The sequence below is a fragment of the Streptococcus sp. VTCC 12886 genome (assembly GCF_049893425.1).
Lineage (GTDB): Bacteria > Bacillota > Bacilli > Lactobacillales > Streptococcaceae > Streptococcus > Streptococcus suis_AA.
Map to the genome: position 1 here is coordinate 1 of NZ_JBMVJB010000046.1, position 12,840 is coordinate 12,840.

Sequence of the window (12,840 nt, forward strand, 5' to 3'; positions counted from 1 at the left end):
ACCCGAAAAGAAGGCACTCTCTTCGGGTTTTCGGTCTGTACTGAAATCAAGGTATTATTGGGAATCCCAGCTTAAATCATAGATACCGTATGGGATTTTATTCTTTATTTAACACTTTGCAACAGAACCTCTCCATGTAACTCAAAAGACAAAAGACACAATCACACCTCTAATTGATTCATTAACTCAGCAATAAATCATCAAAGTATTAATGGGGGTAAATTGGGGGCAAAATCATACTAAAAAGGCTTATCCTTTCGGATAAACCTTGATTTAATCATGTATTATAAACTGATTAAGCTTTGTTTGCTGAACCGAATACGTCAATACGTTCTTCAACAGAAGCTTGGATAGCTTTCACGCCGTCTGCCAAGAATTTACGTGGGTCAAAGAGTTTTTTCTTATCGTATTCTGCTTCGTTTGCTTCATAAGCTGCTGCAAATTTACGAGTTGCGTTTGCAAATGCGATTTGGCACTCAGTATTAACGTTAACTTTAGCAACACCCAATTTGATTGCTGCTTGGATTTGCTCATCTGGAATACCAGAACCACCGTGCAATACGATTGGGAAACCAGGTACAGCTTCAGTCAATTTACGCAAGTGGTCAAGATCAAGACCTTCCCAGTTTGCTGGGTATGGGCCGTGGATGTTACCAATACCTGCTGCCAAGAAGTCAATACCAGTTGCAACCATTGCTACTGCATCTTCGATTGGAGCCAATTCACCGCTACCAACGATACCATCTTCTTCACCACCGATAGTACCTACTTCGGCTTCAACTGAGATACCTTTAGCGTGTGCCAATTCTACAACTTCTTTAGCTTTTGCAAGGTTTTCTTCTACTGGAAGGTGTGAACCATCAAACATGATAGAAGTATAACCAACTTCGATACATTCAAGAGCATCTTCGTAGTGACCATGGTCAAGGTGAATAGCAACTGGAACTGTGATGTTCATTGATTCAATCAAGTCTGCAATCAAGTTACGAGCTACTTTGTAACCACCCATGTACTTAGCTGCACCCATTGAAGTTTGGATAAGAACAGGAGCTTGTTTCGCTTCTGCTGCACGCAAGATAGCTTGAGTCCACTCAAGGTTGTTTGTGTTAAATCCACCAACTGCATAACCGTTTTCACGCGCTGCTTGGACAAATTTTTCTGCTGAAACTAATGGCATTTCGAAAGCCTCCTAATATTTTTTGAGGTTGCACCTCATACTCCTCTATTCTACCATTTTTATTTTGAAAATGCTAGTTGAAACCATATTTTTGAGAAAACTTTCACATGTATTTTCATGAAACTCCCTGCAAATTGGACAACAAACGGTAGAAAAGGAGGTAGTGTAACCACTCATATTATTACAAAACAAAAAAAGACTAGCCTCAACTAGTCTACTATGCGGAGAGTGGGACTTGAACCCACACGACCTAAAGCGGTCACAGGATCCTTAGTCCTGCGCGTCTGCCAATTCCGCCATCCCCGCTCAACACAAGAACTAGTATAACATGAGGAGGGGGCCATGTCAATACTTTTTAATTATTTTTTGAAATCTTTTGAGTTGATTAATGCTTGCAAAGTATTCAGCCCTCTAAGCAAAATATCATACAAAAAAGTATGTAAAAATCACAAAGAGGGCTAACCACTTTAAACGTGAGGAAAAGGAGAATCGCCACCAAGAAAAACGATAGGCTGTTTGTGAGAAAAAACAATCTCCTTGTTCCAACAAAATAGATCCAAAACCATCAACATTACATGCATTCGGAAGCCCCTGGCATTCTAGACTAAAGGCGCCATGGAAAGCCGCTAACTCTTCAACCGGAAAATTGTAAGTATAAATAACAACGGATGGTTGATTGGTTACAACACTTAGTTTAATTTTCCCATCAGGGCTTAATACCTCTACGGGAGTTGCTACATCTTCCAATACACATGGGTGATCATAGCCTTTTACGAGGAGATTCTGAGTGTGTTGGCTATTAAAGCCCTGAGAAAACGAAGCAAAATCTCTAAAATCAAAAGGCGTATCAATAATTTCTTCCAAAACTCCAATTGGAAGATTATCCTCACCAAGTGGGACATAGCGATTCGCTGCAATTCTGATTTGATGTTCCCCTACAGACTGTTGGAAATCACCTGTCAAATTAAAATAAACATGGTTGGTTGGATTAAAAATGGTATCCTTATCAGACTCTGCCCGATACTCTACAAAAAGTTCATTCTCATCCGATAATCGATAAGTTGCTAAAACACGTACATCACCAGGAAATCCATTGAAACCATCCTTTAAGGTAATACCAAAGGTAACTTGGTTATTCTCCTGATCTACACTTGTCTCCCAGTATTGCTCATTTGCAGTATCAGTCCCACCATGGAGGGTTCGACCCGGCTCATTTTCTGTAAGACAGTACTTCACTCCATTTATTTCTGTTTGTGCCCCCGAAATACGACCTGCAACTGGAACAATTGTAGAACCAGGCTACAAATCTGTTCATCTATATTCCTCATCTGTCTAAGCAGAAAGGCGAACATTCCGAACCCCTCCATCTTCCTCAACAGGAAGAAGAGCTTCAACGATATGAGCTCCAAAATTTGTCAAACCAACCTTCATATCATTAGCATTCGAAAGGAAGAAATGAAGGGCTTCCCCCTTTCCAAACTAACTTTGTTCAATCATACGAACTCCTATTTTTATTGATTTAATATATGAATAGTATATCTTTAATAGACTATAATGAAAAGGAATCTACAAGAATTCCTTTTTCATTTTATACTAATTATTCTAGCGCTCTGCTTGGCGTTCTGCAAACTCCTCATCGGTCATCATCGAACCACCAAGGTTGGCCGAAGAAGCAAAACGTGTATAACGACGCAGCCAACCACTTGCTATTTTAGGCTTGAATGATTTTAAGTGACGACGACGTTCAGCAAGTACTTCATCATCCACAAGAACATCTATCGTGCGATTGATCAAATCAATCGCTATCTCATCTCCATCCTCTATCAAAGCAATATTTCCACCAGCAGCTGCCTCTGGAGAGACGTGACCAATCGCAATCCCTCTAGTTGCACCAGAGAAACGACCATCCGTTATAAGTGCAACATCTTTCCCCAAACCTCGACCGACAATTTTTGAAGTAGGAGCTAACATTTCTGGCATCCCAGGTCCGCCTTGTGGTCCCTCGTAACGAATCACAACAACATGACCTTTCTGAACTGTACCATTATCAATTGCCTCAAGCGCTTCATCTTGAGAATCAAAGCAAAGAGCCTCACCTTTAAATGTTTTTACAGAAGGGTCTACCCCACCTACCTTAATAACGGAACCATCTTGGGCAATATTCCCATAAAGAATGGATAAGCCACCAACTGGTGAGTATGGATGATCTAATGGATGAATAACCTCTTCATTCTTAATCTCACAACCTGAAACATTCTCTTTCAAAGTTCTACCGGTTACAGTTATGCGATCCCCTTTGATAGAACCATTCTTAATCAATTGATTGATAATCGCTGAAACCCCTCCCGCCTCATGTACATCATGCATAGTGTAAGCTGATGACGGAGATAATTTAGAAAGATAAGGTGTTTTTTCAGCGATTTCATTAATATCTTTCAAATCATAGGGAATCCCAGCTTCTCTGGCAATGGCTAGCGTGTGTAATACTGTATTCGTTGAACCTCCCATTGCCATATCCAAAGCAAACGCATCATCTATTGCTTCTTTCGTTACAATGTCTCTAGGTTTAATATTCTTTTTAACATTTTCCATTAAGTATTTGGCAGCTTGGCGAACAAGTTCTCGTCGTTCATCAGACACTGCAAGAATTGTACCATTCCCTGGCAATGCAAGTCCCAATACCTCCATCAAACAATTCATTGAATTGGCTGTAAACATTCCCGAACAAGAACCGCAAGTCGGACAAGCATTTTTTTCTAGAAATTCAAACTCCTGTTCTGACATTTCCCCAGCTTGGTAGCTACCAACTGCCTCAAATAGACTAGAAAGGCTGGCATGATGCCCTGTCATATCGACACCACCCTTCATAGGTCCTCCAGAACAAAATACTGCCGGAACATTGGTTCGCATAGCTGCTAAAATCATTCCAGGAGTAATCTTATCGCAGTTTGGAATATAAAAAACTCCATCAAACCAATGCGCATTGATGACTGTTTCAGCCGCATCTGCTATCAATTCCCTTGAAGGCAAACTGTATCTCATTCCAATGTGTCCCATGGCAATACCGTCATCAACCCCAATGGTGTTAAACTCAAACGGAATCCCACCAGCTTCCCTTATCGCTTCTTTTGCCACATCCGCCAACTCTCTCAAATGTACATGTCCAGGTACAATATCGATGTAGGAATTGCAAATCGCAATAAAGGGTTTTTGAAAATCCTTTGCAGATTTCACTTGTCCTGTCGCGTATAATAAGCCACGCGCAGGAGCCTTGTCAATCCCGATTTTTATCATATCACTTCTCATTGGATTCTCCTTGTATTTAAAATGATTCCTCACATAACATGTTACCACTTTAAAAGTGAATGTCAATAAATTTTCAGAAAATTTGGTCATTTTTGTTTTCGATCTCTCTGTGAATCGATTCATTCACTGGCACATTATTCCTCTCCATAGACTAAGAATGGTAGGAAGGGGTTTCACAACATGATAGGATAGAGCAATGTATCAAGAAATATGATAAATGATACTCCATACAAAAAGAGACCAGGTTTGCCCAGTCTCAGGATACTTAAAGCAAATTTGACTACAGTATTATTTTTGCTCGACGAAGATAATCTCCAACCGAAACAGTCTCTGACTTTCCTCGTTCTCCCGTTTCTAGGCTCAGGCTGAAACAGTCACTTGAACTTCCCTCAATCTCCTATTTCTGGGCTCGGGCTTTCTGTGGTCACTTTCTTATTTCAAGGTGACCATCTGAAACAGTTCCCCGAACTGTTTCACTCCTCATCATCTTCGCTACTTGTTAATAAGGAATTGACATAAACTAAATTGCTTCTACCAAACTACACATAGTCTACAGCTTCACCTAATAGAACGCCGTTCAAGAAATCAATGACCATAGGCATGTTCATACCTGCATATAGATCAAATTAACCACCATCGAATAATTTACGAGAAACTACAATAGCTGGTGCTCCCCCCAACAAATCTGGTAAGCAGAGTAGAGTGTTAAAAGTAATATTTGTCACCATTGCATAATAGTGATCCTCCTTTAAAAATTTTTCAAAAAATCCGAATGTTATCTAACCTTATCCAATAATGGCATAAAGTCTTTAGGTGAATCGCCAGGAACCATTTGAGCGAAGAGCTTTACACCCTTAGCTGCTAATGCATCAAAATCTGCAATATCTTTATCTACCACATTGATTGAACGTGTGACAGACCGTGTTTCAGGAGTCTGAGACATATTCCCAACGTTATGTTCAGGAAGGCTTACACCATACTCCACTAGGCGAAGGAAATTTTTAGGACGACGTGCTACAATAAGCAAGCGTCGAGTATCATATTTTCCTTCTTTAATATTATTTGCAGCTTTATCAATCGGTAAAATAGAAAGTTTTAACCCTGGAGGACAACCCAACTTCAATCCTCGTTTTTCAATGTCGTTTTGAGCAACTGCGTCATCAATTACCATAATACGACCAATATTCAATTTAGTCGTAATCCATAAATTAGCAACTTGACCATGAATCAAACGACCATCGATACGTGTAGCAATAATTGCCATACTCATTTTTCCTTAATTTTAAATCTTTATAGATGGGTTCTTGAGAAAAAGGTAATCTTTCTCTATATTTTCCTTCCGTTTCAAAGACGACTATTTCATTCTCTCCTTTCTTTAAGTATCCTTTTGGAGTATAGAGATAGAGAATCGGACCTTTTTCCCAGAAACGTCCAATATTTACATTTTTTACAAATACAACACCTTTACCAAAGCCCGTCATGTCTATGTAAGTATCCGCCAAATCTGACAAGTTACAAGTATAGCGATAGAATGCAGGCTGATTTTTTTGCCAAGTCTTACTATAATCAAGAGCTGAAACCGACTCAAGTGGTAGTGGATAGATTTTCCAGTTTCCAATAAAATGCAGGTCTGCCATCGCTCCTCTTCCCAATCCTTTAGATTGAGTTGGAGCTGTTAGTTTGTGGCCGTAGTTGACACGTCCCCTATTCTCCACAAAAATAGCTAAATCCAATTGCTTGCTTTTGAAATCTAGCGTAATGTCTTCACCAATCTCCCTTTGATATTGTGTTGTAACCTTACACCCATCAGCAAAAACATGAATCCGATCCCGATCATCAATCACACGAAAACGTTCTACTTCTTCCTTGTCTTGTTCCAATTCGGTTTTATAGAGAATATAGCCAGTGGATTGATTAAATTGTTCCATATTCTTAGGATAGAATGAATGATGACACTCGCTGATGGCATCAATGGTTTCAAACAAACTAACTCTATTCACTAACTCAGCTGGCTCAAACGCCTTAGCTTTTTTCACTATTGGTTCTGCATAGTCTAATTCTGGATATCTTTCCATCATCAGTTTTTGAAGAATGTAAAACTTCTGCGTTGGATTTCCAGCTTCATCTAGAATTGCATCATAATCATAAGATGTCACCTGAGACAAATCAATTTGACCTCGCGCAGAGCATCCATTCATGAAACCAAAGTTCGTACCTCCGTGAAACATGTAGAGATTAATCGAACCAAGTTCAATGCAATCCATGACTGACTGAGCTAGTTCTTCTGGCTCACGACGAATCACTTCATCACCCCAGCGATTGAACCATCCATCCCCAAAATTCCATGCACATCAGTGGCCAAGTCTTTCCATATTCATCAAAGAAAGCTTGAATCATCAGTAATGAGTGAACCTGCACGCAAACAAGCTCTCCATGGACCATCTGATGTGAAGAACGGAGCAGTCAGACCATGTTTACGCATCAAATTCGCAACCGATTTTAAGTAGTCTTTTTCTTCACCATAGGAACCATACTCATTTTCAACTTGAAACATGAGAATGTTTCCTCCTTGTGCGAGCTGGAACTTGTCTAGTTTAGGAAGAAGAGAAGCGTAATATTCATCTAAGTGCTTCAAATACGTAGGATCACTCGAACGTACTCTCAGCTCTTCCTTCATCAACCAAGCGGGGAGTCCACCTCATTCCCACTCTGCACAAATATAGGGGAAGGACGTACAATTGCATAAAGCCCTAGTTCTTGAGCAATTCTTAGAAATCGTTCAACATCTAAAATTCCGTCAAAACAAAAATGTCCTTTTTTAGACTCATGCAAGTTCCAAGGAACATAAGTCTCAACCGTATTAAACCCAAGAGCCTTTAGGTTGAATAAAGAATGATACCAGTCATCTGGATGTACTCGAAAATAGTGAATTGCACCAGATAATATTTTTAATGGCTTTTCATCTAAATAGAATTGACCTTTTTTCTGAAAATCACTCATTTCTACCTCCATGTAATCGTTTATTTTTTCTATTAGTATATCAACTCTTTATTGTGGTTGTGTCCAGTACTTTTGGAAAAAATTTTTATATTTTTTTAAGCAAATAGATGTAAAATAATAAATGGGTATTTTTTGCTAAAAAGGGCCCGGAATCATGCTAATATCTTTTGATTTTTGTTAGATAATTTAGTATACTAATTACAGAAAGGAGGTATAAAATGAAAGTCCCTAAATATCAACTAATCCAGAATAGCCTTCGTCAACAAATCATTTCGGGAAAATTTGAAAATGGTGATAAATTTTATACAGAAGCAGAATTAACGAAGTTATACAATGTAAGTTCAATTACTGTTATTCGAGCTGTCAATGAGTTAGTTAAAGATGGTTATTTAATTCGCCAACAAGGGAAGGGTACGTTTGTTTCCCGTTCGCGTAAGGGCCGTTTGGTTGAATTTTCAGATGTTGAAATTTTCCCAATTGAAAATGAGCAAGTAATTGTTCTTGCTTGTCAGAAGGGAAATGATACACGAATTCTCGAGAAATTGAACTTAGATAAGAATGACTATTATTATAAAATCGTTCGTATTCGTAAAGCCGACGGAATTCCATTTATTTATCATAATTCTTACATACCTCAACGTTATATTCAAACGCCTGATGCTCCTCTTGAACATTTCCAATCGATCTATCAGCGTCTAAAAATTGATTTTAATATCCACATGTTCGAAGAACCCTTTGTTGAAACAAACGAAGTAAGCTTCCCAACACCCGTGGAAATTGCTAAGGGGTTAGAAATTGATCCAAATCAACCAACTATTTTGCAAAATAAATTGACAACCAATAGTGCTAGTGGAGAAATTATCGAATATACTGAAACTTATAAACATTGGAAATACTATAAATTTGAAATCTCAGCGAATAACCGATAATTCCTTTTGAAACAAACACTTTGCTTCCAATAAATTATAAAAAGATTGTATATAATGGTCATTAATCTGACTTTATATACAATCTTTTTATTATTTACATCATTTACAGAGTTAGTTTTCATTCTTTGGCTTATGAACCATCCGATACCGAAATTGGTCAGCCCTCGCAATGCTAAACGTATACTCAATAATACGATTCTTATCATTGTATGATTTTCGTAACAAATGAAGGACAGGGCTATTTCCCCTTACCCCCAAGAGCTTCGCTTCATTATCCAAGGCAATACTAGCATAAAACTCTTCGACCGCCATTCGAATAAATTGATTATATTTTTTAGAGAATACCTCGTATAATGCTGTATTGTCCAAATCTGCAATAGTTAGGCCATCAAATAAAGAGGCAGGAATGTAGGTACGCTCCAACATCATCGGAATACCATCTGCCAAACGTAGTCGTTCTAATTCATAAACATGTTCACCAATATCAATCATCAACTGCTGTGAAATATATTCCGAAGCTTCTATTTCTTGAAATGAAAGAATAATAGTTTGTGGTACCTTACCCATCACTTTCATTTGCTCGGTAAAGCTATAAACCTGAGATAAATCAACAGCTGGTTCTGAAATTTCCGAAACATAGGTCCCTTTACCATGTTTTTTATAGACCAAACCACGTTTTTCTAATTCTTGTAACGCAAGCCGAACTGTAATACGACTTACACCATATAAATGCGTTAATTCTCTCTCCGAAAACAATTTTTCATTTGGCACCATGCTTTCTCGAATTTTCACTTCCAACTCATCCACTAATTGTAAATAGAGTGGTTTTTCTTGCCCATTAATTGACATAGCGCAACCTCACTTCAACTAGGTATATCATATTATACTGTTATTATTTCATTTTTTAATAAAATAGACTTTCCAAACCAAAAAATATTCATTCAGATGAGGAATCTAGTTTCCACTCGAAATACTTTAACTTGCATGACGAGTATGTTTGTTCATTAAATAAAACTAACTTCATCAGGCAATGTTATAGTTTCTTGTCCTTGCTTATCTACAACTAATACTGTAGAAGGATAAAATGGATCGAAACGACTTGACAAATCAACCGCCAACACATTTTTATACCCTTCTTGTGAGAAAACTAGGGTAATTTTACCACCTCGGTTTTTAATGGAAAATTGAATCACACTTTTCAAAGGGATAACTCCCTTTAAATAGTTATCAATGACGTACCAGAAACTATCAATCACTTCACCTGGGAGCGAAGTGACAATACCAAAACTTGCATATCTTCCTACCGTCCTATCAAATGCCATATTTCTACCTCACAGTAAGAAAAAAGCCTGCTAAACAGGTTTTTCTTGAATAACTTTATCGACTTCTCAGTTCTAAATAGCGCTTATACCAGATATTTACATAGGCAGGAGAGAATGGCCCACGCTGATGATTAATCCAATCAACCAATATTTTTACATTTTCCTTCAAAATATAATCAATATCATCTGAATACTTCATATCCTTGCGATGTCGTTCATATTCATCCACATCAAGTAATCTTTTTTCACCATCTGCAAAGACTTTCACATCCAAATCATAATCAATATATTTGAGTGCTTCGTTGTCTAATACAAACGGACTAGCAAGATTACAATAATAAGATACACCATTTTCACGAATCATTGCAATGATATTAAACCAGTATTTTTTATGAAAATATACGATAGCTGGTTCTCTTGTTACCCAACGTCTGCCATCATTTTCTGTCACTAAAGTATGATTATTGACTCCAATGATTGCATGTTCTGTTGTCTTTAATACCATGGTATCACGCCAAGTGCGATGGATTTTTCCGTCATGCTTATAACTTTGAATTGTAATAAAGTCGCCTTCTCTTGGTAATTTCACACTGTTACCAACTTTCTACAATTTCAATTTATCTTCATTATTATATCATATTTTTGACATATGTGAAAATATTTCATCACAGATAATTCCTAAGGACTGCCTGAATCTGATCGAACTCGAAACCTCTCCTCGCTAAAGCCTGAATCAAACGTTGCTTCAACTCATATCCATCATATTTTCGACTATATTTTCGATACAGTTTCTCTAATTCCTTACTAATTAAATCGGCTTCCATATTGTCATCTGCAGAAATATCTAACTGACCAACCGTTTTTCTTGCCAAGTCATAGGTAAAACCCTTATTCATTAATCCTTGAACAATCTTATCCTGCAGAGCTCGAATAGGTAATTTATCCTGATACTTTCTAAGCAATTTTTCAGCAACCTTTTCAATCAGATTAGAAAAATCTACCTCAACTAAACAACTATCAATAACAGATTTAGAAATCCCTTTCGCGATTAATTTCTGCCGAATCAAAGCCGGACCCTTGTCACCATTCAACCCATTTTGATGAACGTAGGTTTCCACATAACTCTTATCATCAATCCATCTCTCTTCTTGTAGAGCGGTAATAATCTTTACAGCATTTGCCTCTTTAATTTCATATTTTTTTAAATAATCCAACACTTCTTTTTTTGTTCGTTGTTTGAAAGATAGAAAGTATAATGCTATATTTTTTCCATAAGAGAATTGAGCAAAATCACGAATTTCTTGAAGTTCATTTTCTGTGATTTCCTTATCCTTACTTAGCATAAAACGAACAATGGTATCCTCAGTAATATACAAAGACTCTTGACTATCAAGCTCTAATAAATATAGTCTTTTTTTCTTTTCAATTTTTGTTATTCTCATTCTTTCATTATACAGGAATTTTCGGTAAAATAATAATATGAATCTAAAAGTTAATCAACGAATCCCCTTAAAAATTAAACGAATGGGCATCAATGGAGAAGGAATAGGTTTTTATCAAAAAACGCTTGTCTTTGTTCCCGGTGTTCTTAAAGGTGAAGAAATATATTGTCAAATTACCTCAATCAAACGGAATTTTGTTGAAGCAAAGTTATTGAAAATCAACAAGCAATCCAAATTCCGTGTCACACCACCTTGTGCTATTTATGAAGCCTGTGGCGGTTGCCAAATCATGCACCTCCGCTATGATAAGCAATTGGATTTTAAAAAAGACTTGCTACAGCAAGCACTAAAAAAATTCAAACCTTCTGGCTACGAACAATACACCATCCATCCAACCATTGGAATGGATCAGCCCAGCCACTACCGTGCTAAATTACAATTTCAAACTCGTACTACTAAAGGCAGCGTCAAAGCTGGATTATATGCAGAAAATTCACATCGTCTAATTGGAATTACTGACTGTTATGTCCAGGATCAAGAAACACAGAGAATTATTAACAGTGTTGCGGAACTCCTCACTAAGCACCGTATCCCAATTTACAACGAACGCAAGGAACAAGGTGTTCGCACTGTCATGGTACGTAGAGCTCGTCAGACGGGACAAGTCCAACTAATTTTTATCACCTCTTGTCAAGTTAATCTAATCAAACTTATTGATGAACTCATCAGTCAGTTTCCAAGTATCGTTACAATTGCCTTAAACTGGAACAGACAAAAAACAAGTGAAGTCTATGGAGAAAAAACTGAAATACTGTGGGGGAAACAAGCTATTGATGAGGCTGTTTTGGACTATGAATTTTCTCTATCACCTCGGGCATTTTACCAATTAAATCCCCAGCAAACCGAAGTACTTTACAATGAAGCAGTAAAAGCCTTGGATATTTCTGGAGACGAAGACCTCATAGATGCTTACTGCGGAGTAGGTACGATCGGCTTTGCCTTTGCCAGAAAAGTCAAATCATTACGTGGTATGGATATTATTCCCGAAGCAATTGAAGATGCAAAAGCAAATGCTAGACAAATGGGCCTAACGAATGCACATTATGAAGCCGGTAAAGCAGAAGACATAATTCCAAAATGGTATCAAGAAGGATATCACGCAGATGCACTCATTGTTGATCCTCCACGGACTGGAATAGACGGAAAACTCCTAAAAACAATCCTTAAGTACAAACCATCAAAAATGGTCTATGTTTCTTGTAATGTTTCAACACTCGCAAGAGACCTGGTTGAATTAACTAAATCCTACCAGGTTGAATATATTCAATCTGTTGACATGTTCCCTCATACCGCTAGAACAGAAGCGGTTGTGAAATTAACAAGAACCGAATAACTCATCATCATGTAGTCCGAATGCCACTATTCGGACTTTTTTCTCTAAAATTTGGCTCTATAATTTCTGTAGTGGGTAAAACCACCGTGGAGATTATGGAGCCTTTTTGAGTATAGAAAAAAAGTCCCATATGACCTATAATGAAAAGCGACTAAACTCACATTAGAAAGGGTTCATATGGAACAACTAAATCATATCACAAATTTTCTCAGAATTAAAGACAAAAATATCACTATCACTGATGAATATGATATGGGGACTCACTTAGAAC

Annotated in this window: 10 protein-coding genes, 1 tRNA gene and 2 pseudogenes; 2 read left to right on the forward strand and 11 right to left on the reverse strand. The window is 37.5% G+C overall.

What is annotated here, in order from left to right:
- Window positions 1-295 precede the first annotated feature (295 nt).
- The 7 genes and pseudogenes from ACPC57_RS10665 to ACPC57_RS10695 all read right to left on the reverse strand — a co-directional run bounded on the left by ACPC57_RS10665 (window position 296) and on the right by ACPC57_RS10695 (window position 7,483).
- Window positions 296-1,177 (reverse strand): class II fructose-bisphosphate aldolase, encoded by an 882-nt coding sequence (locus ACPC57_RS10665; protein WP_217374644.1) that lies wholly within the window; start codon window positions 1,175-1,177, stop codon window positions 296-298.
- A 220-nt stretch (window positions 1,178-1,397) separates the two neighbouring features.
- Window positions 1,398-1,483 (reverse strand) — tRNA-Leu (locus ACPC57_RS10670).
- A gap of 117 nt (window positions 1,484-1,600) precedes the next feature.
- Window positions 1,601-2,464 carry an aldose epimerase family protein gene (locus tag ACPC57_RS10675; RefSeq protein WP_434066938.1) on the reverse strand — a complete coding sequence of 288 codons (864 nt, stop codon included), beginning with the start codon at window positions 2,462-2,464 and terminating at the stop codon, window positions 1,601-1,603.
- Between the two features lie 315 nt (window positions 2,465-2,779).
- Window positions 2,780-4,483: a dihydroxy-acid dehydratase gene (gene ilvD, locus ACPC57_RS10680; RefSeq protein WP_434066936.1), complete on the reverse strand. Its 1,704-nt coding sequence runs from the start codon at window positions 4,481-4,483 to the stop codon at window positions 2,780-2,782.
- A 473-nt stretch (window positions 4,484-4,956) separates the two neighbouring features.
- Window positions 4,957-5,169 (reverse strand): annotated as a pseudogene (locus ACPC57_RS10685) (PTS fructose transporter subunit IIA); the annotation flags it as partial.
- 89 nt (window positions 5,170-5,258) lie between these two features.
- Window positions 5,259-5,747 (reverse strand): PTS system mannose/fructose/N-acetylgalactosamine-transporter subunit IIB, encoded by a 489-nt coding sequence (locus tag ACPC57_RS10690; protein WP_434066937.1) that lies wholly within the window; start codon window positions 5,745-5,747, stop codon window positions 5,259-5,261.
- A pseudogene (locus tag ACPC57_RS10695) lies at window positions 5,692-7,483 on the reverse strand (glycoside hydrolase family 35 protein). Before ACPC57_RS10695 ends, ACPC57_RS10690 begins: the two are co-directional and overlap by 56 nt.
- Window positions 7,484-7,701: 218 nt before the next feature.
- On the opposite strand from ACPC57_RS10695, the gene ACPC57_RS10700 reads away from it, so the two are divergent.
- Window positions 7,702-8,412, forward strand: a complete 711-nt coding sequence (locus tag ACPC57_RS10700; RefSeq protein WP_217374643.1) for a GntR family transcriptional regulator — start codon at window positions 7,702-7,704, stop codon at window positions 8,410-8,412.
- Between the two features lie 111 nt (window positions 8,413-8,523).
- On the opposite strand, the gene ACPC57_RS10705 is transcribed toward ACPC57_RS10700, so the two are convergent.
- From ACPC57_RS10705 to recX, 4 genes are all read right to left on the reverse strand, one after another.
- Window positions 8,524-9,261 carry a GntR family transcriptional regulator gene (locus ACPC57_RS10705; RefSeq protein ID WP_217374642.1) on the reverse strand — a complete coding sequence of 246 codons (738 nt, stop codon included), beginning with the start codon at window positions 9,259-9,261 and terminating at the stop codon, window positions 8,524-8,526.
- Window positions 9,262-9,416: 155 nt separating this feature from the next.
- A complete protein-coding gene (locus tag ACPC57_RS10710; RefSeq protein WP_130555629.1) occupies window positions 9,417-9,734 on the reverse strand; it encodes a DUF960 domain-containing protein in 318 nt (105 codons plus the stop codon).
- Between the two features lie 55 nt (window positions 9,735-9,789).
- Window positions 9,790-10,323: a nucleoside tri-diphosphate phosphatase gene (gene ntdP, locus ACPC57_RS10715; protein ID WP_024396634.1), complete on the reverse strand. Its 534-nt coding sequence runs from the start codon at window positions 10,321-10,323 to the stop codon at window positions 9,790-9,792.
- Between the two features lie 76 nt (window positions 10,324-10,399).
- Window positions 10,400-11,176, reverse strand: coding sequence for a recombination regulator RecX (gene recX / locus ACPC57_RS10720; protein WP_217374640.1), 777 nt, complete (start codon window positions 11,174-11,176; stop codon window positions 10,400-10,402).
- 37 nt (window positions 11,177-11,213) lie between these two features.
- Between recX and rlmD the strand changes: the two genes are divergently transcribed.
- Window positions 11,214-12,569 carry a 23S rRNA (uracil(1939)-C(5))-methyltransferase RlmD gene (gene rlmD / locus ACPC57_RS10725; RefSeq protein WP_217374639.1) on the forward strand — a complete coding sequence of 452 codons (1,356 nt, stop codon included), beginning with the start codon at window positions 11,214-11,216 and terminating at the stop codon, window positions 12,567-12,569.
- The last annotated feature ends 271 nt before the right edge of the window (window positions 12,570-12,840 follow it).